This window comes from Pseudomethylobacillus aquaticus (assembly GCF_003730115.1).
Lineage (GTDB): Bacteria > Pseudomonadota > Gammaproteobacteria > Burkholderiales > Methylophilaceae > Pseudomethylobacillus > Pseudomethylobacillus aquaticus.
On the sequence record NZ_RJVP01000001.1, the window covers coordinates 326992 to 353462 of the forward strand.

The window sequence follows — 26471 nt, forward strand, 5'->3', positions numbered from 1 at the left end:
GTTCGGCGCTCAATCTCAGCGCCACATCCTGTTACAAGATCCTGTTACAAACCGCGACGCGAGAAGGTCAAGGTGGCGTTGGTGCCACCGAAACCGAAGCTGTTGGACAGCGCGGTCTGGATATTGGCGTTGTCGATGCGGCTACGCACGATGTTGAGGCCTTCCGCTACCGGATCCAGCGTGTCGATATTGGCAGAAGCGGCGATGAAGCCCGCTTCCATCATGATCAGCGTATAGATCGCCTCATTCACGCCCGCCGCACCCAGCGCATGGCCGGACAGGGACTTGGTCGAAGCGATGGCGGTCCTGCTGTCACCGAACACTTCGCGGATCGCTTCCAGCTCTTTGGTGTCGCCCACTGGCGTGCTGGTGCCGTGGGTGTTGATGTAATCCACCTCGCCGCTGATGCCTTCCAGCGCCAGACGCATGCAGCGCACCGCACCTTCGCCGCTGGGGGCCACCATGTCGTAGCCATCCGAGGTGGCGCCATAACCGACCACTTCGGCGTAGATCTTGGCACCACGCGCTTTGGCGTGTTCGTATTCTTCCAGCACCAGAATGCCGCCACCGCCGGAGATGACGAAACCGTCGCGGTTGGCGTCATAGGTACGCGATGCTTTTTCCGGGGTATCGTTGTATTTGCTGGACATGGCGCCCATGGCGTCGAACAGGTAGGACAAGCTCCAGTGCTCTTCCTCACCGCCGCCAGCGAACACGATGTCCTGCTTGCCGAGCTGGATCTGCTCCAGGCCAGCGCCGATGCAGTGCGCGCTGGTCGAACAGGCGGAGCTGATGCCGTAATTGACACCCTTGATCTTGGCACCGGTGGCCAGCGTGGCCACGATACCGCTGCACATCGCTTTGGTGACCATGTAGGGCCCGACCCGGCGTATGCCTTTCTCGGCCAGCACCTGGTTGCTTTCCTCTATGCTTTCGGTGGAGGGGCCACCGCCGCCGACGATGATGCCGGTGCGCACGTTGGAGACCAGCGACTCCGGCAATGCCGCATCGGCGATGGCCTGCTGCAGAGCCAGCCAGGCATAGGCATGGCCTTTGGCCATGAAGCGCATCAGCTTGCGGTCTATCAGCTCGCCGAGATCCAGGTTCTTGATGGAACCCGCCACCTGCGAGCGCATGCCCCGGTCAGCGTATTCCTGCTGGAAGGTGATGCCGGAACGGCCATGGTACAGGCTGTCCTGCACCTCTTGTTTGTTGTTGCCCAGGCTGGAGATGATCCCCATGCCGGTCACGACGACGCGACGCATTATCGTGCACTCCCCTCAGTCAATCGTTGCAGTAAGCAGGCTTGCTGCATTTTCTTAAAAGTTATCCGTACGCGTGAACAAGCCCACACGCAGGTCCTGCGCCACATAGATCTCGCGGCCATCCAGCTCCATGCGCGCATCGGCGATCCCCATCACCAGCTTGCGCATGATCACACGCTTCAGGTCGATCTGGTAGCGCACCAGTTTGCCGGTGGGCAACACCTGACCGGTGAACTTGACATCGCCAGCCCCTAGCGCACGACCACGACCAGGCCCGCCCATCCAGCCCAGATAGAAGCCGACCAACTGCCACATGGCATCCAGACCCAGGCAGCCCGGCATGACCGGATCACCTTCGAAATGACAGCCGAAGAACCACAGGTCAGGCTTCACGTCCAGCTCGGCCACGATCTGACCCTGACCATAGCGGCCACCGTCTTCCGTGATGCTCACGATGCGATCGAACATCAGCATTGGAGGCAAGGGCAACTGGGCATTGCCTGGACCGAACATTTCACCGCGCCCGCAGGCCAGCAATTCCTCGTAACTGTAACTATTCTGTTTTGCCATGAATTGACGCTTTTGCGAACCTGATGTGATAAGAGGTGGTATTTTCGCCGGAAACGGACTTTAACGAAAGCCCTGCTAAATCAATGCCTAAAAATTGGCACTGTTTTGTGCGCCAAGTTTGTGTATACAGATCTGTTTACACCACCCGTGAATGACGTTAATATCCAGCCGAGAGTTACATTTTATTTACAATTTCATCACAGGACTACTCCATGAGTGATCTTCAACTGGCCGACTGGCGTGCTCACGCGCTGAAACTGGAAACAGAAATCAACAAGGTGGTGGTGGGGCAACAAAACCCGATCCGTCTGATCACCACCGCCATCTTCGCACGTGGCCACGTACTGCTGGAAGGCGATGTAGGCGTGGGCAAGACCACGCTACTGCGTGCCTTCACGCGCGGCATCGGCGGTGGCTACCAGCGTATCGAAGGCACCATCGACCTGATGCCCAACGATCTGGTCTATCACACCTATCTGGGAGAAGACGGCAAGCCGCACGTGAGTCCTGGCCCGCTGCTGATGTCGGGAGAAAATCTCTCCGTGTTCTTTTTCAACGAGATCAACCGTGCCCGTCCGCAGGTGCACTCGCTGCTGCTGCGCGTGATGGCTGAACGCACACTCACCGCCTTCAATAAGGAGCACCATTTCCCGCACATGCTGGTGTTCGCTGACCGCAATCAGGTGGAAAAAGAAGAGACCTTCGAGATCCCGTCTGCGGCACGCGACCGCTTCATGATGGAGATCCCCATCGTGGTGCCCAATGATGACAGCATCATGGAAGCCCTGATGTTCGACACGCGTTTCCACAACGTCGATGCCCTGGTGGACACTGTCCCACATGACATCCTTAAGTACGACGATCTGAATGCCTTTTCCAGCGTGATCCAGGCCAGCGTCAGTGCCAGCGAAACACTGCGCCGCTACGCACTGCAACTGTGGCTGGCAACCCGCAAACCCACCGATTATGGTGTCAAGGTCAGTGGTGTGGACATGAACCGCCTGGTGCTGGCCGGTGCCAGCCCGCGTGGCATGAGCATGATGCTGCGTGCTGCGCGTGTGAACGCCTGGCTGAATGACCGCACGGCCGTCACCCCGGAAGACATCCATGCCGTGTTCCACGCCACCGTGGCGCACCGTGTGGTGTTCAGCCCGGTCTATGAGATCCGCCGCACCGAGATCGCACGCGACATGCTGAACGGCATCCTGCAAAACGTGGCAGCGCCCTAAGCCTTCACGATGTCCGATCACTTCAACATCAAGGAATTCAGCTACCACGTGGGCTGGCGCTCGCGTGGACGTCATCCCGGCCAGCATGCCAGCACGCTGCGTGGCATGGGCATGGAATTCCGTGGTCACAGCACCCTGCTCGCCTACCCGGACCCGCGTCGTATCGACATACGCCAGACCATACGCGACCCGATGGAACAGGTGTATGTGCGCATCTACAACCAGAAGAGCGCCATCCCGGTGTATGTGGTGTGTGACCTGTCCGGCTCGATGAATTTCGGTCATGGCCGCCGCAAACTGCAGCTGGCCGCCGAGATCGCCGAATCCATCGCGCAATCGGCCACCCACTCGTCCGACCCGTTCGGCTTCATCGGTTTCGACGATCAGGTACGCGAAGACTGGATCAGCATCGCCTCGGTGAAACCGCAACGCGCCTTCGAGCTCACCGAGCGCCTCAAGGACTACCATCCGCCTCAGCTAGCCGGCAACGGCCTGCTGGATGTGTACCGTTACCTGCCGCGCGAACGTGCGCTGATCTTCCTGATCTCGGACTTCCACATGCCGCTCAGTGACCTGCAGGAATCCTTGTCCATGCTGCTGAGGCACCACATCGTGCCCATGGTGCTGTGGGATCGCAGCGAGTACCTGAACATGCCGGAGTTCGGCATCACCAGCGTGGTCGATAGCGAGACCGGTGCCTTGCGGACCCTGTTCATGCGGCGTGCGCTCAAGCAGCGCATCATCGCGGGCTTCGAGCAACGCCGCGCCGACATTGACGCCATGTTCATGCGTTTCGACATGCCGCCGTTCTACGTGGAAAACCAGTTCGACGCCGATGCACTGACGGAATACTTCTATCAATTCGTTGCTCCCTGATTGACTGACATGACTAAACTGATATCGACCCTGTTCTGGCTGGCCTTGATGGCAGCTTCCGGCATGCTGCATGCCGAAGATGAGGAGATCACACCCGATGTTGAAGAGGGCGTGGTCAGCATCCGCATCACTGAACCCGCGCGCAAGGTGGGCTACACCGTGGGTGACATCCTGGCGCGTGACATCACGCTTGAGATCAAGCACCCTTACAAGCTGATCGACACTTCACTGCCCATCGTGGGCTACGAAAAGCGCTACAGAGGCCAGAAGATCGGCATCGACCTGAGCAGCATCCACCACGTCAAGACGGAACATGACGCCAGCACCACGCACCACATCAGACTGGCTTACCAGGTATTCACCAACAATGTGGTGGCCAAGCACGCGGCGCTGCCACAGGAGTACGTCAAACTGATCAAGGACGGCAAGGTGGTGAAGTACCGTATCCCGAGCTGGGATTTTGCCATCTCGCCACTGTCCATCTTCGGCGCCGTAAAGATCGAATATGACATGAGCCCGTTCCGCGGCCCGCTGCTGCTGCATGCCGAGCAAGAACAACAACGCTTGTATGCCTTTTCGGCAGTGCTGGCCGTCAGCCTGCTCGGCCTGCTCTACATCCTGGGCACACGCAGCTGGCTGCCGCGCATGGGACGTCCGTTCGCACGAGCTTACCGCGATCTGCGCAAGTTGGCCCAAACCCCGGCCCCAACAGCGCAGACCCTGCAACTGGCGGTATCACGCCTGCACAAGGCTTTCAACATCACCGCTGGACAAGGTGTGTTCGCTGACAACATCGACATGCTGATCGCCATGAAGCCCGGCTTCGCCATCGTGCGTGACGATATCGCCGTGTTCTTCCAGCTGTCACGCCAGGTGTTCTTCGAACCGGGCGCGAGCCACCAGGCCGGCAATGACCCGATGCAATGGCTGTTACAGTTCTGCCGTCGTTGCCGCGATTGTGAGCGCGGCCTGAAACCGGATACCCGCAAGCTTGCTCACAACCTTGCCCGCAACAAGGTGCAGGCATGAGTTTCACCACACCCTGGGTACTGTGGCTGCTGCCATTGTCCATCCTGCCGCTGATCCTGCAGCGCGCCCACACGCGCACCTATTCCTGGTTGCAGATGCTGCCTGCCGACCGTCTGTCAGACCTGACCGGCCTGTTGTTGAAAGCGATGGCGGTGCTGGGCCTGCTGGCGATCCTGCTGGGACTGGCGGGGCCACATACCGAAGCCCAGTATGTGGAACGCTTGGGAGTGGGCGCACAGATCGGCCTGGTGCTGGATCGCAGCGCCAGCATGGACGATCCGTTCTCGGGTGGCGTGAATGGCACGGTCGGAGAGACCAAATCTGCCGCAGCGGCACGGTTGATCACGCAATTCGTGAAGTCACGCCAGAACGACATGTTCGGCATGATCTCCTTCAGCAACTCGGCGATGTATGTGCTGCCGCTCAGCGAGAACCGCGATGCCATCGTGGCTGCCGTGCAGGCAACTGCGGGGAATGCCCTGTTCCAGACCAATATCGGCAGTGGCCTTACCAGCGTCGCCGGCCTGTATGACAAAGTGCCGGACAATGGCTCGCGCGCGGTCATCCTGCTGTCGGATGGCGCTGGCCGTATCGATGCCGCCACGCAGCAGAAGATCCGCGACTGGTTCGACCGCCTCAAGATAAATCTGTACTGGATCGTGTTGCGCCAGCCAGGCGGCATCAGTATCTTTGATGAGAACTTCAAACCGGAAGAAGACAAAGCGCTGCCACCACAGATCGAGTTACGCGACTTCTTCAATACGCTAAAAACGCAGTTCCGCGCGTATGAAGCGGAAGACCCGAAATCCCTGGAGCTTGCTGTCAACGACATCAACCAACGCGAGAAAAAACCGATCAAATACATGGAACAGATTCCCGGCAAGGATTACGCCGATGCCTGTTTCCTGCTGGCAGCGTTGATGATAAGCCTGCTGCTGGGTGTGAAATTTATGGAGATCAAGACATGGCGCTGAAATGGATGCCAAGCACGACCAAGCTGACCCTGGCCCTGACCGTGATCGCGGCACTGAGTGGCCTGGGCATGGCGTATGAACTGCAACGTATCGGTCAGGTGGAAGCTTTCAACAACGCCATCCGTGCGGCGAAGACGCCAGATACCGACAAACAGAGCTTCGAGGCCAAGTTTGCCGTCGCTTACTGGCTGGCCAAGAATGAACGCTACAAGGAAGCCACCCTGCTGTTCAACCAGCTGCTGGGCAAGGCCGACGCCAAACAGCGTGCCATCATCCAGCACAATCTGGGCAATATCTTCTTCCTGCGCGGGCTGGCCATCAACGGTTCCAATATGACCGTGCGTGATGAAGCCGAATACCTGCTCAATCAGGCCAAGAATGCCTATGTGCTGGCGTTGAAGACCGACAACAGCCACTGGGGCACACGCCACAATCTGGACCGTGTGCTGATCATGCTCCCCGGCACACCGACGCCAGGCGTGGGCGAATCGGATACACCCGGCCTGATCATGGGCGGCATTCCTGTCGGGTTGCCATAAACCATGCGCCTGACCCGACGGTTATTCAACTACCTGCGTCATCGCCTTGACGTGGCACTGCTGGCACTGGCACTGCTCCTGCTCATCGCGGCCCTGTTCAAGCCCACGGTGCCGGTCAAGCGTGACATCTACAGCTATATGCTGGTGGCCGATATCTCGCAAAGCATGAACGCGCCGGACATGCGCCTGGGCGGTAAAGACGTCAGCCGACTGGTGTACATGAAAGACATGATGCGTCGTGTGGTGGCATCCATGCCCTGCGGCACCAGTGTCAGTGTCTCGGTATTCGCGGGCGTGACCATCGCTGCCATGTATCAGCCGCTGGAAGTATGTGCCAATTATGCCAATATCCAGGACACCATCAGCAATATGGACTGGCGCATGGCCTGGTCTGGCAACAGCCGCATCCGCAGCACATTGCCTTCCATCGCACGCACCATACGCTCCTTCCCTGCGCCTGCGCAGGTGGTGCTGTTCACAGATGGCGAAGAAGCGCCGCGCCTGCATGCCTTCAATACCGAGAATCTGGAAAGCTTTCAGGGTGGCGCTGGCTGGCTGATCGTCGGCATAGGCAGTGACAAAGGCACGCCCATCCCCAAGCTGGATGAACAGAATCAGCTGATCGGTTTCTGGTCGAACGAAAGTTTCGCCTTGCAACCCGGTATTGCGCAGATCTCCGAATCCAACATTGGCACGCGTGACGACAATGTCGCGCTAGGTGAAACGGACCGCTATCAATCCAAGCTGGATGAAGAGTATCTGAAAACCCTGAGTGCGGAAGTGGAGGCCAGTTACGTGCGCGGCGACAACCTGCAAACCGTGCTCGCGGCGATGAAAGCTCAAAAACCGGCGCGTCGTGAAACAGCCGGGTTCGAGCTACGCTGGATACTGGCCGCACTGGCGGCACTGACCTTTGTGACCGCGTTTCTGCCACGCCACCCTGTCCAGACCCTGCGTGCAGCGTTGGCCAGTCGCTTGCGCAGGCGTGTGGTGACCAGCTGACGGTTAGTGCCCCATCAACCGCATTGCTGGCAGCAGCCTGCCAGCACGTCAGACTGGCTTGCTAAAGCGGCGCGAGGCTGGTTCAGCGAAGCGTACCCTCCAATGCAGGTAGACACGTAATCGCCTGTAGTGCTCTGTGCTGACACTGTCTGCACAGAGCAGCAGGGTGGAACAAGGCTGCCATGGCCAGCTGCCTGCCATGACACTAGCTGGATCTACCGCGTCTGAGTCCCGGTAATGCAGCAACACGAAGTAACGACCACTATAGCTACTGGGCAATAGCTGCAAGCGCGTCACCTGCCCGCCTGCTCTACGCCATAATGCACCACGCGCATCCAGCTGCAAGCCATTGCCTGCAGCACAAGCACGATGCTGCTGCCTGCAAACCCGTACTGTCGTCAGGCCTATCATCGCACTGCCCGCCAGGCTGCACCACAGGCTCCAGTCCAGCGTCCATAACACGATGATGCCCAGCGCTGCGATCAGTCGCTGACCACAGGCTAAACGCAGGCTAGGCTTGAAATCCAGCTGCAGCGGCCTCACGTTATACTGTGACATTGTTCACATCGCCTCTCTTTTTCTGGATTCCATCATGCAAGTCAACTGGCAGGATTTTCTTACCGCGCAAGGCATACTAGGGGCCGCTGACGATGAGCAGCGTAACTTCGGCGACATCGTGGCAGAGGTACAGGCCGCGGCCACTGGCAACGCCTTGTATGAACTGTCACATTTAGGCTTGCTACAGGTGGAAGGCGCAGATGCCACCGCTTTTCTGCAAGGCCAGTTCACCAACGATATCAAAGCACTGGATGGCAGCAACAGCCAGTTAGCGGGCTATTGCAACCCCAAAGGTCGCATGCTTGCGCTATTCACTGCTTTCGCACATCACGACCACCTGCACCTGCAACTGGACGGTCGCCTGCGGGAAGCCATCCTGAAGCGCTTGCGCATGTATGTGATGCGCAGCAAGGTCACCCTCACGGACGTCTCGGAAAGCGTGCTGCGTATCGCCGTCAGCGGTCCGGACAGCATTTCCGCACTGGAGCAGCTGTTTGGCAATGTGCCACAACAGCCAGGACAACTGGTCAGCCTGGAGCATGGCGCTGTGTTGCGGCTGGCAGGCGACATCCCCGCCTTCCAGATCTTCAGCGATGCCGAGCACATGCCCGCCATCTGGCAGGCGCTGGGCGCCACGCACCGCCCGGCAGGTCGTAATGCCTGGGAATGGCTGCAGATCCAGGCCGGCATCCCGGATGTGGTGCCGGCCACTCAGGAAGCCTTTGTGCCGCAGATGCTGAATCTGGACGCACTGGATGGCATCAGCCTGACCAAAGGCTGCTATACCGGTCAGGAGATCGTGGCACGCACGCATTATCTGGGTAAGGTCAAACGCCGCACGCTGCCCGCACATCTGGCCAGTGACAGCCGACCCATACCGGGAACTGCCGTTCAGGATGCGGCAGGGAATGAAGCGGGAATGGTGGTACGCAGCGCACGGGCGCCGCAGGGCGGCCATGACGTGCTGGTCGAGGTGCGACTGGAAGCGGTGGATGGCGGGCTTAGCCTGCAACAGCAAGCGCTCAGTCTGGGCACCCTGCCCTATGCTTTACCCAGCCGTGACTGATCGCTGAGCGACAAACCCGGCGATTCGCCGCCCTGTAGCTGGGTGGTGCGGGTTCATGGCGTGACTATGGTGTTAAGTCTATGCTGTTAAGCTATGGTGTATAGCGCTATGGTGTATAGCGCAGGCCGAATGACAGCCAGGCATCATCGCGCATACCATCCACGCGCTGCCCCACCGTGCTATCCAGCTGTAACAGTTGCGGGATCACGCTATAACGCAAGCCAGTCTGATAGAACCTGCCACCTCTATCATCGCCATACATCTCTGCCACGCCGCTCAGACGTGGTGTCAATGCCAGTTCCGCGCCGCTGCCCCAGGTGGCGCTGTGTCTGTCCGTCTCGCGGTCACGCAACACGCCCAGATTGAGATGGATCACCAGTGCATCGTCCATGAATGATGCCGAATACGGGATGTACAGATAGCGATTACCAAGCTGGTTAGGCCCAGGCGAGGCCTCCGGGTGCGAGATCACACCGGCGGCGATGCCGATGCCCCAACCATTCGGCTGCAACTCCCTGAACAAGGTCTTCAGCTGCAACACATAATCCGCCGTGGTGCCAGCTCCGTGTTGCCTGGACAAGCCAGTGCCCAAGGTCACTTCCAGATTGCCGCCAGGATTGCAGGCCGGTAGCGCCCACAGTTCGCTACTGTTCGAATACAGCCGCGTCCAGCTTTCAAGCTGGCAGCCACCGGCTCGGGTCAGGCGGGCATCGTCCGTGACGAATGGACGCGCCGCATGCGCGGACGCACTCAGCAGCAAGGCAATGGAGAAAAACAAGGAACGTAGCATAGGCGGGATTTAGCCGCAGCCAGATGACAGTTTCATGAAGCTGTCACCAAAGCCATTACCCTACCAGCATGACGAAGCTGTCTACGCTCACAAGGCCTGATTCGACTCAGGCGTTTTCCAGGCTTCGCTAAGGGACTACATTGGGCTAAGGAACTGCGCTGGCAGCCGGAGCACTTGCCGGTTTGGCAGGCTGATCCAACAGATACGATTCTGGCTGGGACAGCTGATAGAACACTTCGTCTTCCTTGACCATGCCCAACTCGCTACGCGCGCGCTCTTCAATCGCGGTATAGCCCTGCTTGAGGTCGCGCACCTCGGCATCCAGTGCCTCGTTGCGCGCCTTCAGCTTGTCATTCTTCTGCTGCTGTTCGGCGATCTGCTGATCCAGATCCCATACGCGTAGCCAGCCGCCTTTGCCCAGCCACAGTGGATACTGCAGCAGGGCGATCAGCAGCACAAAGATCAGCGACAGCGTACGCAAAACAATGCACGGTCAGGTTGAACGTTGGATGCCATCGATTGATATCAAGCGAGGTATTAACGCTTGATATTGTAGAACGCACCGATGCCAGCATAGCTACTGGCATCGCCCAGCTCTTCCTCGATACGCAGCAACTGGTTGTACTTGGCGATACGCTCGGAGCGGGACAAGGAACCGGTCTTGATCTGCAGTGCATTGGTGGCGACCGAGATATCGGCGATGGTGGTATCTTCGGTCTCGCCGGAACGGTGCGAGATCACCGAGGTGTAGCCCGCGCGCTTGGCGGTTTCGATAGTCTCGAAGGTCTCGGTCAGCGTACCGATCTGGTTCACCTTGATCAGCACGGAATTCCCTACCCCCTTCTGGATGCCTTCGCGCAGGATCTTGGCATTGGTCACGAACAGGTCGTCACCCACCAGTTGCACGCGCTTGCCCAGACGGTCGGTCAGCAGCTTCCAGCCATCCCAGTCATGCTCGCTCATGCCATCTTCGATGGAGATGATGGGGTATTTGTCTGCCCAGGCCGCCAGGTAATCCACGAATTGCGCAGAGGTCAGTTCACGGCCTTCGGATTCCAGTTGATACTTGCCGTCCTTGTAGAACTCGGAGCTGGCGCAATCCAGACCCAGGAAGATATCCACACCAGGCTCGTAGCCTGCATCGGTGATGGCTTCCAGGATGTACTGGATGGCGGATTCGTTGGATGGCAGGTCAGGCGCAAAACCGCCTTCGTCACCCACGGTGGTGGCCAGACCTTGCTTGTGCAGGATCTTCTTCAGTGCATGGAACACTTCGGCACCGGCGCGCAGTGCGTCACGGAAGGTAGGCAGGCCAGCCGGGATGATCATGAATTCCTGCATGTCCACGCTGTTTTCAGCGTGTGCGCCACCGTTGATGATGTTCATCATCGGGGTAGGCAATTGCATGGCACCGGAACCACCCAGATAACGGTACAGTGGCAGGCCGGTCTCTTCAGCCGCAGCGCGTGCGCAGGCCATGGACACCGCCAGGATGGCGTTGGCACCCAGACGCGCCTTGTTCTCGGTACCATCCAGCTCGATCAGGGTATTGTCGATGAAGGCTTGTTCTTCAACGTCGAGGCCAATGATGGCTTCCGCGATCTCGGTGTTGACGTTCTCAACGGCTTGCAGCACGCCCTTGCCCAGATAGCGGGATTTATCGCCGTCACGCAGCTCGACGGCTTCCTTGGTTCCGGTGGATGCACCGGAAGGCACAGCAGCACGGCCGATGACGCCGGATTCCAGTAACACATCGGCTTCTACGGTGGGGTTGCCGCGCGAATCCATGATCTCACGGGCGATAATGTCTACGATTGCACTCATGTTAGCTCCTACCCTGTTTTCTCTTGAAAATTAAAATAAATCGCTTGAAAGCATTACAACGTCTGCTCAATAAAACCCGCACGCTTGACCAGACGGTCAAGGTCGATCAGTACTTCCAGCAAGGCCTGCATCTTGGGTAAGGGCCAGGCATTCGGGCCATCCGACAATGCCTTGCTCGGGTCCGGATGGGTCTCCATGAAAATGCCAGCGATACCACTGGCTACCGCTGCACGTGCCAGCACCGGCACGAACTCGCGCTGACCACCACTCTTGTCGCCCTGCCCGCCCGGTTGCTGCACCGAATGCGTCGCATCGAACACGACAGGACAGTGGGTCTCGCGCATGATGGCCAGGCCACGCATGTCGGACACCAGGGTGTTATAACCGAAAGAAGCACCGCGTTCGCACACCATGATGGTATCCGCGCCACCATTGGCTTCCTTGGCTTTCTGCACCACGTTGCGCATGTCGCCTGGCGCCAGGAACTGGCCCTTCTTGATGTTCACTGGCTTGCCGGATTGCGCACAGGCGGTGATGAAATCGGTCTGACGGCACAGGAATGCCGGCGTCTGCAACACATCGACCACGGACGCCACTTCCGGCACTTGTTCTTCGGTATGCACATCGGTCAGGATAGGCACGCCGATCTGACGACGCACTTCATCCAGGATCTTCAGGCCTTCGCTCACCCCAAACCCCCGGAAGGTCTTGTTGGAGCTGCGATTGGCCTTGTCATACGAGGATTTATAGATGAAGTTGATGCCCAGCTTGCTGGTCATCTCTTTCAATTGGCCCGCCGTGTCGATCGCCATCTGCTGTGACTCGATCACACAAGGCCCGGCGATAAGGAATAAAGGCTGCTCCAGACCGACTTCAAAACCGCATAGCTTCATTTAAATGTTCTCCATGCCGGGCCAGGCTTGCCTGCGCGGTCGCACGTGCCGAGGCTCCGCGCTCCGGCTGCGCTACCCGAGATAAGGAATAAAGGCTGTTCCAGACCGACTTCAAAACCACATAGCTTCATTTAAATGTTCTCCATGCCGGGCCAGGCTTGCCTGCGCGGTCGCACGTGCCGAGGCTCAGCGCTCCGGCTGCGCTACCCGCGATCAGGAACACAGGCTGTTCCAGGCCGACTTCAAAACCGCATCGCTGCATTATTTGCTTCCTTTGGACTTGAGTGCGGCTTCCACATAGGCCTTGAACAGCGGGTGGCCGCTGCGCGGGTTAGAGGTGAACTCCGGGTGGAACTGGCAGGCCACGAACCAGGGGTGTACGTCCTGTGGCAGTTCTATCATCTCGCACAGCTCTTCGGTGGGCGTGCGCGCCGAGATCACCAGACCAGCCTGCTTGAGCTGTTCCACATAGTGATTGTTGACCTCATAACGGTGACGGTGACGTTCGTTGACGGCCTTGCCATAGATCTGCGCAGCCAGCGTATCCGGCTGGACCGGACAGCTTTGTGCACCCAGGCGCATGGTGCCACCCAGGTCAGAGTCTTCCGAACGCTTCTCGACCTTGCCGCTGGCGTCTTGCCATTCGGTGATCAGGCCGACCAGTGGGTGCGGGGTGTCTGCATTGAATTCGGTGCTGTTGGCATCGGTCAGGCCGGCCACGTTACGTGCGAACTCGATCACGGCCAGCTGCATGCCCAGGCAGATGCCCAGGTAAGGCTTTTTGCTTTCGCGCGCATAGCGGATCGCAGCCATCTTGCCTTCGGTACCGCGCTTGCCGAAACCACCGGGCACCAGGATGGCATCCATGGGCTTCAGGGCATCGGTGCCGTTCTGTTCGATATCCTCGGAATCCATGTAATGGATGCGTACCTTGGATTGGGTATGGATACCGGCGTGTATCAGCGCTTCGGTCAGCGATTTGTAGGATTCGGTCAGGTCGACATACTTGCCGACAAAGGCCACGTTCACTTCCTCACGGGGTGAAGCCAGGGTATCGACGATCTTCTTCCAGCTGGACAGGTCGGCCGCCTTGGCCAGAATGCCCAGCTTGTGACAGACGATCTCATCCAGCATCTGATCATGCAGCAGGCCGGGAATGGCATAGATGGAGCTGGCATCGATGGCCGAGATCACAGCCTCGGGCGCCACGTTGGTGAACAGTGCGATCTTGGCGCGTTCGTCATCCGGAATCGAGCGGTCGGCGCGGCACAGCAGGATATCCGGCTGGATACCGATCTCGCGCAACTCTTTCACCGAGTGCTGGGTAGGCTTGGTCTTGAGTTCGCCAGCGGTGGGGATCCACGGCAGCAACGTCAGATGGATGTAACAGGCATTGCCCTTGCCTTCGCGTATGCCCATCTGGCGGATGGCTTCCAGGAATGGCAGCGATTCGATATCACCTACCGTACCACCGACTTCGACGATGGCTACATCGGCGCCTTCGGCACCGCGCTTGATGTGATGCTGGATCTCGTCGGTGATGTGCGGGATGACCTGCACGGTCTTGCCCAGATATTCACCACGACGTTCTTTTTTGATCACGGTTTCGTAGATCTGGCCCGTGGTAAAGTTGTTGCGCTTGGCCATGCGTGCGCTGATGAAGCGCTCATAGTGGCCGAGGTCGAGATCGGTCTCGGCGCCGTCGTCGGTGACGAACACTTCACCGTGCTGGAACGGGCTCATGGTACCGGGGTCGACGTTGATATAAGGGTCGAGCTTGAGCATGGTGACTTTGATACCACGCGACTCGAGTATCGCCCCCAGACTGGCGGCGGCAATGCCCTTACCCAAGGAGGAAACCACCCCGCCTGTGACGAATACATATTTGGTCATGAATGAAACTTTATGGACGTTGCGGACGGGAGTAAATTTTACCCGAAACAGGGGGGAGCGACAATGAAGCGAGCCGACTATCTACCGCCTAAGTACCGCACATCCAGCACCATAAAACCTGCCTCGGTCGCTAGCCTGTTGATGCTGTTCGCTTTCTTCGCCGCGCGCGCCCAAGCGGCTGTCACCGTCGAAACCCTGGCATTGCAACGCGCCGACCAGCACACCATGCCCGCACGCGTCTATTCGCCTGCTGGCACCCGCTGTGAACGGCTTGCGCTGCTCTCGCCTGGGGCCGGTGGCGATGTAGAAGAGCTCGCCTACCTGGCCGACGGCCTGGCCAGGTCTGGTTGGCTGGCGCTAGTGATGGGCCATGAGGAAAGCGGCCCTGCCGCGCTCAAGCAACGCATCAAACAGGCTGGCCTCAAAGCCGGATTGCTGGCCTTGACCACGGATGCCGATGCCTACCGTTACCGCCTCATGGACATCGACACCGCACTGGCCTGGGCAAGCCAGCACTGCGGCCAGGCACCGCCGGACAGGGTGCTGATCGGCCACTCCATGGGCGCGGCCACCACCATGATGGAAGCTGGAGCAATCAACGCAATGGGCATCTCCGGCAAGAACCGCATGCAGGCTTATGTGGCGCTGTCGCCGCAGGGGCCGGGTAGTATCTTCCCGGAAAACGCCTGGGCACAGATCAACGCCCCCGTACTCAGCCTGACCGGCACCCGCGACGATGCGCTGGAAGGCGGCTGGCAATCACGCACCCTGCCCTACGCCAACATGCAGGCGGGCTGCAAATGGCTGGGGGTGATAGACGGCGCAACGCATATGCACTTTGCCGGGCGTGGTTTCTCGGGCAAGACCGAGCGGCTCACGCTGTCCAGCGTGCTGGCGTTTCTGCAGGCGCGTCAGGCGGATGGCCGTTGCAGCAACATGCCGTCTGCGCAAGGCATGCAATCCCAGTTCAAATAGCGACGCGCTTGCTCCCCAACCCGGCTTGAGTCAGGCAGGCATCAGGAAGACTTCCAACTACCGTAGCCCTGAAACTGCACATGCACGGCCTGCATCTCTGTAGCGCTGAGCAGATGCGGCTCACCGAGCTGCAAGGCACGCCAATACTGCTCGCACAGATTCTCGACCTCCACCGCCAGCGCCAGTGCCTGTGGCAGGCTGGCACCGACCGCGATCATGCCGTGGTTGGCCAACAAGCAGGCACGTCGCTCGCTCAACGCTGACAACGCAGCATCGGAAAGCGCTTGGGAACCGAACAATGCGTAAGGCGCACAACGGATGTCATCACCGCCAGCCACCGCGATCATGTAATGAAACGCAGGCACGTCCCGCCGCAGGCAGGCCAACGTGGTCGCAAAACTGGAGTGGGTGTGCACCACGGCATGCACTTCCGGGCGTGCCTGCAGAATGTCACGATGGAAGCGCCACTCGCTGGTGGGCTTGGCTTTGTCACTGCCATTGGATTTGCTGCTCACATTGCCCTGCATGTCCATCCACACCATGTCATGCGGGGTCATCAGCTCCACCGCCATGCCGCTGGGCGTGACCAGCATGCCGTGACCATCCCGCACGCTGACGTTGCCTGAGGTGCCGCGGTTGAGTCCGAGCTCGCTCAAGGCGCGCGTGACTTGCAATAATTGTTCGCGCAATTGACTCATGTCATACCTCACATCTGCAGTCCTGATGGTTTGTAAATGGCTAGCCCGAGACTGGGCTGGCTAGCGGTGGTGGGCATCATCATCTTGCGATTTTCAGAACAGCCGTTCAATCCATCAGCCATTAACCGGTTGCTCAAACAGTGCCACCAACTGAGCCGGACTGCACACGCCGCGTTCGGTGATGATACCGGTCACCAGTCGCGCTGGGGTCACATCGAATGCCGGGTTGGCGACCGCACTGCCCTCCGGCAGCAGGCTGACCCGTGCCAGCTCGCCATTATCCAGCCGTCCCTGCATAAAACCGACCTCGTCTGCATCGCGTTCCTCGATAGTGATGTCACGCTGCGCATCGACGATCTGCCAATCGATGGTGGGTGATGGCACCGCCACATAGAACGGCACCTGGTTGTCGTGCGCCGCCAGTGCCTTGAGGTAGGTACCGATCTTGTTGCAAACGTCGCCCGCGCCACTCACGCGATCCGCGCCAACGATCACCACATCCACCTGACCATGCTGCATCAGATGGCCACCGGCATTGTCGGTGATCACCGTGTGCGGCACGCCATGCTGCCCCAACTCCCAGGCGGTCAGGCTGGCGCCCTGATTGCGCGGACGTGTCTCGTCCACCCACACATGCACCTGCATGCCAGCCTCATGCGCCGCATACACAGGTGCCAGCGCGGTGCCCCAGTCCACCGTCGCCAGCCAGCCGGCATTGCAATGTGTGAGGATATTCAGCACGCCTGCAGACTGGCGCGTAACGGCGATCGCGCGCAGCAGGCCCAGGCCATGCGCAGCGATGGCCTTGTTCAGCGCCACATCCTCATCGCAGATGACGGCCGCTTCCTGCCAGGCTGCGTCACGTCGTTCTTGTACAGGCAAAGCCAGCAGATGCTGCAGCATGCGTTGCACCGCCCAGCGCAGGTTGACCGCCGTGGGCCGACTGGCCAGCAAAGCCTGGGCCGCCGCTGCAAGCGCCGCATCCTCTGCCGAGGCTTTGCTAGCCAACGCCATGCCGTATGCAGCAGAGGCGCCGATCAACGGCGCACCGCGTACCTGCATGGTGCGGATGGCATGGATCATCGCCTGCAGCGTAGTGATGCGCACGATGCGAAATTCATGCGGGAGAGAGGTCTGGTCTATGACCTCAACAGCCTGGATGTCGACAGCTTGGCCATCTGCCACAGGCCAAATGGTGCGAAAGGATTGTTGTTTGATGTTCACTATCAGTCACTTCATAAATTAGCGATTGGAGATGGCTGAATCCACCTTGAAAGTACAGATCCAGCGAGGCGCTTTAGCCGGCTCGTTCGCCTCCAGTGTAATACACCAGGCAAACCAGTCAGGATGAAACAATCAGTGCAGTTGAAAACATTTTCAAAGGAAATCCGCCAGTTCAATACGCGTCAATCACGCGATCACACCAACATGGCCGTTCAGGTCGATTAAGCACATCCACATTTTCTGTGGATATCTTTGTGAATGCTTGTGACTTAAATCGGTAACTATTGCTTTCAAAAGCATTTTTTAATAACGCTTAAATTTTAGGCGAAATAATTTAATTGATAATAATCAATGGATTAACAATATTTTTATTTGCATGGCAATTTATCTTCAACATTTAAAGTATTGCTTAAGCTCGTGTGCATAAACCATGCTGAATCCCAGGCTAGATCACGCCTCAAAGCCAGTCATAGTGTGCTTTTCAACCTTCATCAGGCTCGCGATGCACTTGTGGCCGTTTGTTGTTATCGCTTTACATGGCAGCAGCCAAACAATGTCCAAGGCCCTAGGTTCCGCTTAAGCAATTGCCCCGATGTGCAGATAACCGACTCGGCTTTTTAAAAGCCAGCGCGAAACAGCACACATGAATGCAGCCCTCTCGCGCACCTAGTTTGGGCTATGCCGGATTGTCAATGCATCCCGCAGCTGGACGATGAACATGTGGCGAAAGCATTTCAATGATCAGGACGGAACAGCGACCAGCTTCACCCAATGATGACTGACGCAGCTTGACCACCTGTGTCAGCCTGCCCCTTGAAACCGCATGCCAAGCACCAGGTCCGGCATGTTTTACATCAAGATCGCCTGCACGAACGCGCCACTCGCGGCTGAAGCTGGCATAAAGCATCTGCGCCAGGCCTTGCTGCCCATGATGAAGATCAGCGCGCCGGGGTTTGGGCTTAGGCCAAAATCAATCACAACAAGCATTGAGATTAAAAGTAATGGTGCGCAGATATTGCGTCGGTTTGCTATCCACAATTTCTGTGGATAACTTTGTGAATAATTGTGACTTGAAACTGTAACTCATGCTTTCAAAAGCATTTTTTATTTTCGCCTAATTTTTAATCTTGCTTTTAACTTATATAAAACAATGGCTTACTGTATGTCATTGGATTGCTATGGTTTTTTGAACAAAGTTAAAGTGATGCGTCAGGTGGTGTGTATAAGTCAGCTATTTTCGGCAGGGCAGAACAGGCGTTGGAGCCAGTCGTAGCAAGGATTTCAGCCAGATCGATTGCGCGCAAGGCGGCCAGGACAGCGGCGATTTCCGGAAGTTCCAGAGGGGCATTTCGGCCCGCTCTCCCCAGCCATGCAGGCGGGATATCCGGCGCATCCGTCTCCAGCACCAGGCTGTCCAGCGGCAGATTCTGCGCCAGCGCGCGTATGCGCAAGGCCTGCGGATAGGTCATGGCACCGCCAAAGCCCAGTTTGAAGCCTAGCTTGATGAAAGCCTCGGCCTGCTGCTGGCTGCCGTTGAAGGCATGGGCGATGCCACCACGCACCGGGTAGCGACGCAGGAACTTCAGCACCTCGTCCACGGCGCGCCGCACATGCAGGATCACCGGCAGGTCGTAGCGCTGTGCCAGTTTGAGCTGCTCCACAAAATAGTATTCCTGCTGCGCGCGGTTGTGCTGGGTGACGAAGAAATCCAGTCCGATCTCCCCTACGGCGACCACATGGCCTTCTGCCAGCCTGACGGCCAGTTGTTGCAGGTGTTCCGGCTGCGCTTTGTCCACGTACATGGGATGGATACCCAGTGCATGCACACAGCGCGGATGGCGCTGCGCGAGCGCGGTGACCGTATCGAAATTGGCGAACTCGACCGCAGGCACCACGATCAGGTCTACCCCGGCCGCGAGGGCTGCTGCGACCACCGCATCACGGTCATCATCGAATTCGGCAGCGTCCAGGTGGCAATGGGTATCGATCAGCATGATAGGAAGGATGAGGTAAGCCTGTCTGAACGGCTATCTGACACTAACTGGCAGGCCGTGGCACCGCGCGGATGCGGATATCAGGGGTCAGCATGGTCAGTTCCACAATATCGAGCGCCACGCCTTGCTGCATGTCGGTGAGATCTGGCATGGCGAACATGCCGCGCGCCCCGCTACCCATCAGCACGGGGGCGTAATACAGCAGGTATTCGTCGATGAGTTGCTGCTGCTGTAGGGCACCATTGAGGGTTTGGCCGGCTTCCACCAGCACTTCATTGATGCCACGCTGCGCCAGTGCCTGCAGCAACAGCGGCAGGCTGACATGGTCATCTTCACCCGCGAGTTGCAGCAACTCCACCCCAGGCAACTGCAGACTGGCGGCTTTGTTCGATGGATCGCGGGCATACACCAGCAATGTCGTGCTGCCACGCAGTATGCTGGCGCTGGGACGGATACGCAGCTGACCATCCACCACCACCCGCAAGGGCTGACGACCGATCTCCAACGTGCGTACGGTCATTTGCGGGTCGTCGTACAACACGGTATCCACACCGGTGAGGATCGCGCAGCTACGCGCCCGCCAGTGCTGCACATCAGCGCGTGCGGCGGCACTGGTGATCCACTGGCTCTGTCCATTGGCGAGCGCGGTACGCCCATCCAGGCTGGCCGCGATCTTGCTGCGCAGGAAGGGACGCTGACGTGTCATGCGCGAGATGAAGCCCGGGTTGAGCGCCTCGGCCTCGGCCTGCAGCAAACCGCAGCACACCTCGATATCAGCCGCGCGCAATGCCGCCAGCCCCTGCCCTGCCACCAGCGGATTGGGGTCCTGCATGGCGGCTACCACCCGGCTGACCCCGGCCGTGATCAGAGCCTGCGCGCAGGGTGGCGTGCGTCCATGGTGGCTGCAGGGCTCCAGCGTGACGTAGGCGGTGCTACCCACTGCCGCCGCACCCGCCTGCTGCAGGGCCAGCGCCTCGGCATGACCATGACCGGCACGCAGATGCGCAGCTTCTGCGATCACATGGCCGTGTTTGACCAGCACGCAGCCTACCCGCGGGTTCGGCGTGGTGGTGTACAGACCCTGCTGTGCCAATTGCAGCGCACGCGCCATGTGGCGCAGGTCGTCGTTATCAAAGATGGCAGTGCTGCTCATGGCGGGTCTTTAACATGGCGGGGCTTTAAAAGGTGTCAAGGCTGGCAGGTATCTCTGGCAAGTGCTAGCAAGCACATCGGCGATTGCTGGTCCTGGCGTCAGTGTTGGACGATACGTGCGCGTATCAAACGGTTCTCTGCATTGAACTGCAGACTGAGGCCGTGGGTGTCCCACAGGCAATGACCGAGGTCGTATTCGATCTGCTGGAAATCTTCCCAGGTGGGGCGCCCGAGGATGGCGGTCACCATCTCGCGCGGGATGCCAGGGCGCAACACACGGGTTTTGAGGTCGTAGGCCATGGCGCCACGGTAACAGCGCTGCGCATCCGAAGGCTGGGCAGTGATCCATTGCACCTGGTCGAACGGGCGGTCACCGAACACCCACCAGTCTTTCATGGCCCACCAACTGAAGAAGGCGATGGTGATCAGCACGGCGATCAGGGCCGAGATCACGCTGACCAGGCGTATCCACCGGAAACTGCTGTCTACCTCGTGCTGTGCTGCAGAGCTTTCAGGATCGGACGCCATGGCTGACCTTTCAGTCTTTACGCTTCAATCTTTACGTTTGGCGGGGAACCGCTCCGCATCGCGTTGCGGATGATCCAGGTCGCGGATGACATCGTGGAAATCATCCACATCCTGAAAGCTGCGGTACACCGAGGCAAAGCGGATGTAGGCCACTTTATCCATGAGTTTGAGCTCCTGCATCACACTCTCGCCCAAGTCGCGCGCCATCACTTCCCGTTCGCCCTTGGCCAGCAACTTTTGGGCGATGTGTTCGATGGCACGGTCTACATATTCGGTAGGCACCGGACGCTTATGCAGCGCACGCGAGAAGGAAAGCCGCAACTTGTCACGACTGAACTCCTCGCGATTGCCGTTCTGCTTCACCACTTGCGGCATGTGCAGATCGGCCGTTTCGTAGGTAGTGAAGCGCTTTTCACATTGCGCACAGCGACGGCGGCGGCGAATACTGTCGCCTTCATCGTTGACACGCGAATCGATGACCTGCGTGTCGTCGGCACCGCAGAAGGGGCATTTCATTGTTGAATTTCCGTGAAAGGTGTGGGGGAAACCGTGAAAGGTGAAACGTGAAACGTGAAATGTGAAAAACCATCGGGTAGTGACCTTTTCAACAATAGCTCCAATCCGACGGTTTTACGTTTCACGTTTTACTTTTTACCTTTCACAGCCTGTACGTTTCACTTTTCACTTTTCACTTTTCACTTTTCTCAGCCTTTATCCGTAAACCGGGAAACGGGCAGTCAGTGCATGCACCTTGGCCTTGGTCGCCGCAATGACGGCTTCGTCGGTCGGCTTGTCCAACACGTCGGCGATCAGGTTGGCGACCAGGCGCGCTTCTTCTTCCTTGAAACCACGCGTGGTGATGGCAGGCGAGCCGATGCGGATACCCGAGGTGACGAATGGGCTTTCCGGGTCGTTGGGGATGGCATTCTTGTTCACGGTGATATGCGCCAGACCCAGGTAGGCATCAGCGGCCTTGCCGGTCAGGCCCTTGGGGCGCAGGTCCACCAGGAACACATGCGACTCGGTGCGGCCGGAGATGATGCGCAGGCCACGCTGGGCCAGGGTCTCCGCCATCACGCTGGCGTTCTTGAGCACTTGTTCCTGATAGGTCTTGAACTCGGGTTGCAGTGCTTCCAGAAAGGCCGTGGCCTTGCCAGCGATGACATGCATCAGCGGGCCGCCCTGCAGCGAAGGGAACACATTGGAATTCAGCGATTTTTCGAACTCGGCCTTGGCCAGGATGATGCCGCCACGTGGGCCGCGCAGGGTCTTGTGCGTGGTGGAGGTGACGAAGTCAGCATGCGGCACCGGGTTCGGGTACACACCCGCCGCGATCAGGCCGGAGTAATGCGCCATGTCCACCATGAAATAAGCACCGACCTTCTTGGCGATCTCGGCCATGCGCGCCCAGTCGAAACGCAGCGCATACGCAGAAGCGCCACCGATCAGCAGCTTGGGCTTGGCTTCGATGGCGATACGCTCCATCTCGTCATAATCGATCTCTTCCTTGTCGTTCAGACCGTAGGCGACGATATTGAACAGCTTGCCGGACAGGTTGGCCGGGGAACCGTGCGTAAGGTGACCGCCATGGCCCAGGTTCATGCCCATGACGGTATCGCCTGGCTTGAGGATAGAGAAATACACGGCCTGATTCGCTTGTGAGCCGGAGTGCGGTTGCACATTGGCGTATTCAGCGCCGTAGAGCTTCTTTACGCGGTCAATGGCGAGCTGCTCGACCTGGTCGACGAACTCGCAGCCACCGTAAAAGCGCTTGCCTGGATAACCTTCTGCATACTTGTTGGTCAGTTGCGAGCCCTGCACCTGCATGACCGCCGGGCTGGTGTAGTTTTCCGAAGCGATCAGCTCGATGTGCTGATCCTGGCGGACACGCTCCGCCTCCACATAGCCCCACAGTTCCGGGTCTGCGATATTCAAGGTTTTTGCCACACTAAACATGTTTGATCATTCCAGGACTTGATAACGAACAAGATTTTAACACGCGGGACCGTTTCGCGTCGTGGTCGGCAACATCCTGCCGCTGGCTGACGCTTGGCTGAAAACAACCACCCAAAGTGGCGGTTATCACCCAATCACACGCATGCAAATTATCCATATAGTTGATTAAAAAAGGTTATTTTTCAGGCACGGCATTTGCTAATGTAGTAACAAGAGCTATCTCCGCGCTCTCCTCCCGCTGTCCGGATTCAGCCCGGCAGCGGGATCTTTCTTTCTAGCACGCACTCCGCCCGCCTGATCCTCAGCCCACACCAGCCCCGATACCTTGGCTTGCATGCCGAGTGCCGGGCTATAATCAGCTTCCGCAAGCTGATGACAAGCGCCACTGCGCGTGGTTGCAGCGCTCCGCAGTAAAATCGACACCAGAACGAACAAAAGCCGACATGGCAAAAAGGAAACGCAGATGAAATGGACCGACGTTCAACAGATCGCTGAAGCCCTCTACGACCAGCACCCGGATGTGGATCCAAGCACCATACGCTTCACCGACCTGCACAATTACGTGGTGGCGCTGGACGGTTTTGACGACGACCATAAGCGTGGTGGTGAAAAAGTGCTGGAAGCGATCCAGCAAGCCTGGATAGATGAAGCCTAAGCCAGGCACGGATCCGCACCACTAGCCCACTGCACATCGTTTCGCCCTGGCCACATGTCTGCGCCTGAGAACAAACTTCCTGAACATGCAGCGACTGTCAGCAAGCCTGTGGCGGGCCAGGCCACCGTCGACCAAGCTATAGTCGACCAGGCCATGGCCCATCAAGCCACGGCCAGCCATACGGAAGCCGCAAAGCCCGCTATCGCCGCCGAGATCTTCAAAGCGTATGACATCCGTGGCATCGTTGATAAAAGCCTGACCGTGGACAGCGTGATGCTGATCGGCCGCGCCATTGCCGCCGAGGCGCTCGCCATAGGCCAGCAGCGTCTGTGTGTCGCGTATGACGGTCGTCTTTCCGGGCCTAACCTTGCGGCGGCGCTGACGGCGGGGCTGCATGCCGGTGGCGTGGAGACCATACAACTCGGCATGCTCACCACGCCCATGCTGTATTTCGCCACCGAACATCTGGGCACTGGCGCTGGTGTGATGGTCACTGGCAGCCATAACCCGCCTGAATACAACGGCCTCAAGATCGTACTGGGGCATGAAGCCATTTCGGGGGCCACGATCCAGCGCCTGTATCAACGCATTCTGGATAATGCCCTGACCACGGGCGACGGCCAGGCCAGCCACACCAGCATCGCACCCGCTTACTACGCGCACATCAAGCACGATATCCAGCTAGCCAGGCCCATGAAGGTCGCCATCGACGCGGGCAACGGCGTGGCCGGCGCGTATGCGCAGGCCCTGTTCGAGGCGCTGGGCTGTCAAGTACAGGCTTTGTATTGCGAGGTGGACGGGCATTTCCCCAACCACCATCCCGACCCCTCGGTACCAGAAAACCTGCAGGATCTGATGCGTGCATTGGCCGAGGGCGATGCCGAGATCGGCCTGGCCTTCGACGGCGATGCTGATCGACTAGGCGTGGTCAGCAAATCGGGCGAGATCATCTACCCGGATCGCCAGTTGATGCTGTTCGCAGACGACATACTGCAACGCCAGCCCGATGCCAGCGTGGTGTTCGATGTGAAATGTACGCGCCTGCTGGCGCCGTGGATCGCGCAGCGTGGCGGCAGGCCGGTGATGTGGAAGACCGGTCACTCGCTCATGAAAGCCAAGATGCGTGAAACCGCTGCCGCCGTGGGTGGCGAGATGAGCGGACATCTGTTCTTCAACGACTGCAATGCGGCAGGTGAAGCACGCTGGTTCGGCTTTGACGATGGCCTGTATGCGGGTGCGCGTCTGCTGGAACTGCTCAGCCGTGACCCGGACAGCACCGCTCGGCTGATGGCCTTGCCCAACAGCCTGAGCACCCCGGAACTGCATATCGCCCTGCAGGAAGGTGAGCCGCACCGCCTGCTCGCCCAATTGCAGCAAAGAGCCCGCTTTACTGGCGCGACCGACATCATCCGCATCGACGGCCTGCGCGTGGAGTATGCGGATGGCTTTGGGCTGATGCGCGCCTCCAACACCACGCCCGTGATCGTGCTGCGCTTCGAAGCCGACAACCCGTCCGCGCTGGCCCGCATACAAAGCCAATTCCGCGCTGTGCTGACACAGGCAGCGCCAAGTGCGCAGCTGCCTTTTTAGGGCGATGGCACATCCGTCTGCAAGCCGTCCAACTCCGCCTTAAGGGCATAAAACATCATGTCACGTCACAATCTCATCGTCGCACTGATCTGGCTGGCACTGGCTGGCTTGATCTACTATCTGGTGGACAGCTTGATGCAGCCCAACAAGGCGGCGGCACTGGGTGCAGGCAGTGAAGTGGTGCTGCAGCGCGGGCCGGACGGTCACTACCGCGCCGAGGCCTACATCAACGGGCAAAAAGTCGACGTACTGGTGGACACCGGCGCCACTGGCGTGGCCATCTCGTCACGGCTGGCCGATCAATTGGGGCTGGAACGTCGCAATGCCATCCGCACCAGCACCGCCAACGGCACCGTCGTGGCTTATGCCACGCGGCTACAAAGCGTGAAGCTGGGTGGCATACAGGCCGACAATGTGGCGGCGGTGATCGCGCCCGGCCTGGATGGCGATGTGCTGCTGGGTATGTCGTTCCTGGCGCGCATGGACGTGCGCCTGTTCCGTGGCGAGATGACCATACGTCAAGTCGAAGAATGAGCAAGCCGCCTTTTACAGCTCCGCTTTTCACAGCATCTTCAAAATAAGTTGTAAGTAATCCCTCCATGCCGTGACTAAGTGTTGCGATCGCATCGTTTAACCGGTTAAAAAATTTCTTTTATTTTTAGGAGGTTATCATGCGCAATACTTTTACCAAGAGCACCATCATCACGGCAACCCTGTTATCCACCCTGGGCTTCGGCCTGCTGGCGACGGCTGCCCCCATGGTAGGCACCGGCGGCTACAACATCGAACTTAAAAAGCTCGGCATGATGAAGATGCTGGACGACAACGGTGACCACATGGTCACGCAGGCTGAATTCAACGGCTACTACGGCCATGTGTTCGATGAACTGGACGCCAACGGCAATGGCACGCTGGATGTGAACGAATGGACAGGCACCAAGGGCGCCAACGAGATCAGCCTGGGCACCGGCGGTTACAGTCGCGAGCTGCGCAAGACCGAGTTGATGGACATGGTGGACAGCAATGCCGACCACATCATCAGCAAGGCCGAGTTCACCAAGTTCCATCAATCCGTGTTCGCCACCATGGACAAGAACAGCGACAAGCAGATCAATCCGCAAGAATGGTTGTCGCGTCAGGTAGGCAGCTAGCCAACCGCGCATTTCCCGCAACACCCGATAAAAAAGGCCA

28 protein-coding genes are annotated in these 26471 nt (G+C 58.6%); 13 read left to right on the forward strand and 15 right to left on the reverse strand.

Going from position 1 to position 26471, the window contains the following annotated elements; all coding sequences use genetic code 11:
* Positions 1-44 precede the first annotated feature (44 nt).
* Both fabB and fabA read right to left on the reverse strand, forming a co-directional pair.
* Entirely contained in the window at positions 45-1265 is a 1221-nt protein-coding gene (gene fabB, locus ED236_RS01550; RefSeq protein WP_123236178.1) for a beta-ketoacyl-ACP synthase I, read from the reverse strand.
* A gap of 54 nt (positions 1266-1319) precedes the next feature.
* Positions 1320-1835, reverse strand: coding sequence for a 3-hydroxyacyl-[acyl-carrier-protein] dehydratase FabA (gene fabA / locus ED236_RS01555; RefSeq protein WP_123236179.1), 516 nt, complete (start codon positions 1833-1835; stop codon positions 1320-1322).
* Between the two features lie 212 nt (positions 1836-2047).
* Between fabA and ED236_RS01560 the strand changes: the two genes are divergently transcribed.
* From ED236_RS01560 to ED236_RS01585, 6 genes are read left to right on the forward strand one after another with little or no spacing between them, the layout of a single operon-like run.
* The gene (locus tag ED236_RS01560) at positions 2048-3064 is read left to right on the forward strand and encodes an AAA family ATPase (RefSeq protein ID WP_123236180.1); all 1017 of its coding nucleotides are present in this window, start codon (positions 2048-2050) and stop codon (positions 3062-3064) included.
* Positions 3065-3073: 9 nt separating this feature from the next.
* Positions 3074-3940, forward strand: coding sequence for a DUF58 domain-containing protein (locus tag ED236_RS01565; RefSeq protein ID WP_123236181.1), 867 nt, complete (start codon positions 3074-3076; stop codon positions 3938-3940).
* A gap of 9 nt (positions 3941-3949) precedes the next feature.
* Positions 3950-4969: a hypothetical protein gene (locus tag ED236_RS01570; RefSeq protein WP_193726047.1), complete on the forward strand. Its 1020-nt coding sequence runs from the start codon at positions 3950-3952 to the stop codon at positions 4967-4969.
* Positions 4966-5943 carry a vWA domain-containing protein gene (locus ED236_RS01575; RefSeq protein ID WP_123236182.1) on the forward strand — a complete coding sequence of 326 codons (978 nt, stop codon included), beginning with the start codon at positions 4966-4968 and terminating at the stop codon, positions 5941-5943. The genes ED236_RS01570 and ED236_RS01575 overlap by 4 nt, the downstream gene beginning before the upstream one ends.
* Positions 5934-6482, forward strand: a complete 549-nt coding sequence (locus tag ED236_RS01580) for a tetratricopeptide repeat protein (protein WP_123236183.1) — start codon at positions 5934-5936, stop codon at positions 6480-6482. Before ED236_RS01575 ends, ED236_RS01580 begins: the two co-directional genes overlap by 10 nt.
* A 3-nt stretch (positions 6483-6485) precedes the next feature.
* Positions 6486-7484, forward strand: coding sequence for a vWA domain-containing protein (locus ED236_RS01585; protein WP_123236184.1), 999 nt, complete (start codon positions 6486-6488; stop codon positions 7482-7484).
* Between the two features lie 48 nt (positions 7485-7532).
* Here ED236_RS01585 and ED236_RS01590 read toward each other — a convergent pair whose 3' ends face one another.
* A complete protein-coding gene (locus ED236_RS01590) occupies positions 7533-8042 on the reverse strand; it encodes a protein YgfX (protein ID WP_123236185.1) in 510 nt (169 codons plus the stop codon).
* 34 nt (positions 8043-8076) lie between these two features.
* Between ED236_RS01590 and ygfZ the strand changes: the two genes are divergently transcribed.
* Positions 8077-9108 (forward strand): CAF17-like 4Fe-4S cluster assembly/insertion protein YgfZ, encoded by a 1032-nt coding sequence (ygfZ, locus tag ED236_RS01595; protein WP_123236186.1) that lies wholly within the window; start codon positions 8077-8079, stop codon positions 9106-9108.
* A gap of 106 nt (positions 9109-9214) precedes the next feature.
* Here ygfZ and ED236_RS01600 read toward each other — a convergent pair whose 3' ends face one another.
* From ED236_RS01600 to ED236_RS01620, 5 genes are all read right to left on the reverse strand, one after another.
* Entirely contained in the window at positions 9215-9898 is a 684-nt protein-coding gene (locus ED236_RS01600) for a hypothetical protein (RefSeq protein WP_123236187.1), read from the reverse strand.
* Positions 9899-10043: 145 nt separating this feature from the next.
* Positions 10044-10379: a cell division protein FtsB gene (gene ftsB / locus ED236_RS01605; protein ID WP_123236188.1), complete on the reverse strand. Its 336-nt coding sequence runs from the start codon at positions 10377-10379 to the stop codon at positions 10044-10046.
* Between the two features lie 56 nt (positions 10380-10435).
* Positions 10436-11722, reverse strand: coding sequence for a phosphopyruvate hydratase (gene eno, locus ED236_RS01610; RefSeq protein ID WP_123236189.1), 1287 nt, complete (start codon positions 11720-11722; stop codon positions 10436-10438).
* A gap of 53 nt (positions 11723-11775) precedes the next feature.
* Positions 11776-12615: a 3-deoxy-8-phosphooctulonate synthase gene (gene kdsA, locus ED236_RS01615; protein WP_123236190.1), complete on the reverse strand. Its 840-nt coding sequence runs from the start codon at positions 12613-12615 to the stop codon at positions 11776-11778.
* Positions 12616-12876: 261 nt separating this feature from the next.
* On the reverse strand, positions 12877-14508 hold the full coding sequence (locus ED236_RS01620; RefSeq protein ID WP_123236191.1) for a CTP synthase: 1632 nt from the start codon (positions 14506-14508) through the stop codon (positions 12877-12879).
* Positions 14509-14571: 63 nt separating this feature from the next.
* Here ED236_RS01620 and ED236_RS01625 point away from each other — a divergent pair, with 63 nt between their 5' ends.
* Positions 14572-15483 carry an alpha/beta hydrolase family protein gene (locus ED236_RS01625; protein WP_148042227.1) on the forward strand — a complete coding sequence of 304 codons (912 nt, stop codon included), beginning with the start codon at positions 14572-14574 and terminating at the stop codon, positions 15481-15483.
* A 41-nt stretch (positions 15484-15524) separates the two neighbouring features.
* On the opposite strand, the gene ED236_RS01630 is transcribed toward ED236_RS01625, so the two are convergent.
* Both ED236_RS01630 and mtnA read right to left on the reverse strand, forming a co-directional pair.
* Positions 15525-16181: a class II aldolase/adducin family protein gene (locus tag ED236_RS01630; RefSeq protein WP_123236193.1), complete on the reverse strand. Its 657-nt coding sequence runs from the start codon at positions 16179-16181 to the stop codon at positions 15525-15527.
* Positions 16182-16295: 114 nt separating this feature from the next.
* Entirely contained in the window at positions 16296-17405 is a 1110-nt protein-coding gene (mtnA, locus tag ED236_RS01635) for an S-methyl-5-thioribose-1-phosphate isomerase (protein WP_123236194.1), read from the reverse strand.
* 844 nt (positions 17406-18249) lie between these two features.
* Here mtnA and ED236_RS12480 point away from each other — a divergent pair.
* Entirely contained in the window at positions 18250-18456 is a 207-nt protein-coding gene (locus ED236_RS12480; protein ID WP_162299565.1) for a hypothetical protein, read from the forward strand.
* Positions 18457-18601: 145 nt separating this feature from the next.
* Here ED236_RS12480 and ED236_RS01645 read toward each other — a convergent pair whose 3' ends face one another.
* The 5 genes from ED236_RS01645 to glyA all read right to left on the reverse strand — a co-directional run bounded on the left by ED236_RS01645 (position 18602) and on the right by glyA (position 23035).
* A complete protein-coding gene (locus ED236_RS01645) occupies positions 18602-19399 on the reverse strand; it encodes a TatD family hydrolase (protein ID WP_123236196.1) in 798 nt (265 codons plus the stop codon).
* Between the two features lie 43 nt (positions 19400-19442).
* Positions 19443-20552 (reverse strand): bifunctional diaminohydroxyphosphoribosylaminopyrimidine deaminase/5-amino-6-(5-phosphoribosylamino)uracil reductase RibD, encoded by a 1110-nt coding sequence (ribD, locus tag ED236_RS01650; protein WP_123236197.1) that lies wholly within the window; start codon positions 20550-20552, stop codon positions 19443-19445.
* 98 nt (positions 20553-20650) lie between these two features.
* A complete protein-coding gene (locus tag ED236_RS01655) occupies positions 20651-21079 on the reverse strand; it encodes a hypothetical protein (protein WP_240031982.1) in 429 nt (142 codons plus the stop codon).
* A gap of 24 nt (positions 21080-21103) precedes the next feature.
* On the reverse strand, positions 21104-21595 hold the full coding sequence (nrdR, locus tag ED236_RS01660) for a transcriptional regulator NrdR (RefSeq protein ID WP_123236198.1): 492 nt from the start codon (positions 21593-21595) through the stop codon (positions 21104-21106).
* Positions 21596-21790: 195 nt separating this feature from the next.
* Positions 21791-23035 carry a serine hydroxymethyltransferase gene (gene glyA / locus ED236_RS01665; protein ID WP_123236199.1) on the reverse strand — a complete coding sequence of 415 codons (1245 nt, stop codon included), beginning with the start codon at positions 23033-23035 and terminating at the stop codon, positions 21791-21793.
* Positions 23036-23498: 463 nt separating this feature from the next.
* On the opposite strand from glyA, the gene iscX reads away from it, so the two are divergent.
* From iscX to ED236_RS01685, 4 genes are all read left to right on the forward strand, one after another.
* On the forward strand, positions 23499-23690 hold the full coding sequence (iscX, locus tag ED236_RS01670; RefSeq protein ID WP_123236200.1) for a Fe-S cluster assembly protein IscX: 192 nt from the start codon (positions 23499-23501) through the stop codon (positions 23688-23690).
* Between the two features lie 153 nt (positions 23691-23843).
* Positions 23844-25280, forward strand: coding sequence for a phosphomannomutase/phosphoglucomutase (locus tag ED236_RS01675; protein ID WP_123236578.1), 1437 nt, complete (start codon positions 23844-23846; stop codon positions 25278-25280).
* Positions 25281-25337: 57 nt separating this feature from the next.
* Positions 25338-25814, forward strand: coding sequence for a retropepsin-like aspartic protease family protein (locus tag ED236_RS01680; RefSeq protein ID WP_123236201.1), 477 nt, complete (start codon positions 25338-25340; stop codon positions 25812-25814).
* A 137-nt stretch (positions 25815-25951) separates the two neighbouring features.
* A complete protein-coding gene (locus ED236_RS01685) occupies positions 25952-26431 on the forward strand; it encodes an EF-hand domain-containing protein (RefSeq protein ID WP_123236202.1) in 480 nt (159 codons plus the stop codon).
* Positions 26432-26471: the final 40 nt, after the last annotated feature.

Coding starts and splice junctions, on each gene's coding strand:
- ygfZ (WP_123236186.1), top strand. CDS start 8,077: ATGCAAGTCAACTGGCAGGATTTTCTTACCGCGCAAGGCATACTAGGG.
- ED236_RS01655 (WP_240031982.1), bottom strand. CDS start 21,079: ATGGCGTCCGATCCTGAAAGCTCTGCAGCACAGCACGAGGTAGACAGC.
- ribD (WP_123236197.1), bottom strand. CDS start 20,552: ATGAGCAGCACTGCCATCTTTGATAACGACGACCTGCGCCACATGGCG.
- ED236_RS01685 (WP_123236202.1), top strand. CDS start 25,952: ATGCGCAATACTTTTACCAAGAGCACCATCATCACGGCAACCCTGTTA.
- nrdR (WP_123236198.1), bottom strand. CDS start 21,595: ATGAAATGCCCCTTCTGCGGTGCCGACGACACGCAGGTCATCGATTCG.
- ED236_RS01600 (WP_123236187.1), bottom strand. CDS start 9,898: ATGCTACGTTCCTTGTTTTTCTCCATTGCCTTGCTGCTGAGTGCGTCC.
- ED236_RS01645 (WP_123236196.1), bottom strand. CDS start 19,399: ATGCTGATCGATACCCATTGCCACCTGGACGCTGCCGAATTCGATGAT.
- ED236_RS01580 (WP_123236183.1), top strand. CDS start 5,934: ATGGCGCTGAAATGGATGCCAAGCACGACCAAGCTGACCCTGGCCCTG.
- ED236_RS01680 (WP_123236201.1), top strand. CDS start 25,338: ATGTCACGTCACAATCTCATCGTCGCACTGATCTGGCTGGCACTGGCT.
- ED236_RS12480 (WP_162299565.1), top strand. CDS start 18,250: ATGTTTTACATCAAGATCGCCTGCACGAACGCGCCACTCGCGGCTGAA.
- iscX (WP_123236200.1), top strand. CDS start 23,499: ATGAAATGGACCGACGTTCAACAGATCGCTGAAGCCCTCTACGACCAG.
- ED236_RS01675 (WP_123236578.1), top strand. CDS start 23,844: ATGGCCCATCAAGCCACGGCCAGCCATACGGAAGCCGCAAAGCCCGCT.
- ED236_RS01570 (WP_193726047.1), top strand. CDS start 3,950: ATGACTAAACTGATATCGACCCTGTTCTGGCTGGCCTTGATGGCAGCT.
- ED236_RS01565 (WP_123236181.1), top strand. CDS start 3,074: ATGTCCGATCACTTCAACATCAAGGAATTCAGCTACCACGTGGGCTGG.
- ED236_RS01620 (WP_123236191.1), bottom strand. CDS start 14,508: ATGACCAAATATGTATTCGTCACAGGCGGGGTGGTTTCCTCCTTGGGT.
- ED236_RS01585 (WP_123236184.1), top strand. CDS start 6,486: ATGCGCCTGACCCGACGGTTATTCAACTACCTGCGTCATCGCCTTGAC.
- ED236_RS01575 (WP_123236182.1), top strand. CDS start 4,966: ATGAGTTTCACCACACCCTGGGTACTGTGGCTGCTGCCATTGTCCATC.
- fabA (WP_123236179.1), bottom strand. CDS start 1,835: ATGGCAAAACAGAATAGTTACAGTTACGAGGAATTGCTGGCCTGCGGG.
- fabB (WP_123236178.1), bottom strand. CDS start 1,265: ATGCGTCGCGTCGTCGTGACCGGCATGGGGATCATCTCCAGCCTGGGC.
- ED236_RS01590 (WP_123236185.1), bottom strand. CDS start 8,042: ATGTCACAGTATAACGTGAGGCCGCTGCAGCTGGATTTCAAGCCTAGC.
- ED236_RS01630 (WP_123236193.1), bottom strand. CDS start 16,181: ATGAGTCAATTGCGCGAACAATTATTGCAAGTCACGCGCGCCTTGAGC.
- eno (WP_123236189.1), bottom strand. CDS start 11,722: ATGAGTGCAATCGTAGACATTATCGCCCGTGAGATCATGGATTCGCGC.
- glyA (WP_123236199.1), bottom strand. CDS start 23,035: ATGTTTAGTGTGGCAAAAACCTTGAATATCGCAGACCCGGAACTGTGG.
- kdsA (WP_123236190.1), bottom strand. CDS start 12,615: ATGAAGCTATGCGGTTTTGAAGTCGGTCTGGAGCAGCCTTTATTCCTT.
- ED236_RS01560 (WP_123236180.1), top strand. CDS start 2,048: ATGAGTGATCTTCAACTGGCCGACTGGCGTGCTCACGCGCTGAAACTG.
- ED236_RS01625 (WP_148042227.1), top strand. CDS start 14,572: ATGAAGCGAGCCGACTATCTACCGCCTAAGTACCGCACATCCAGCACC.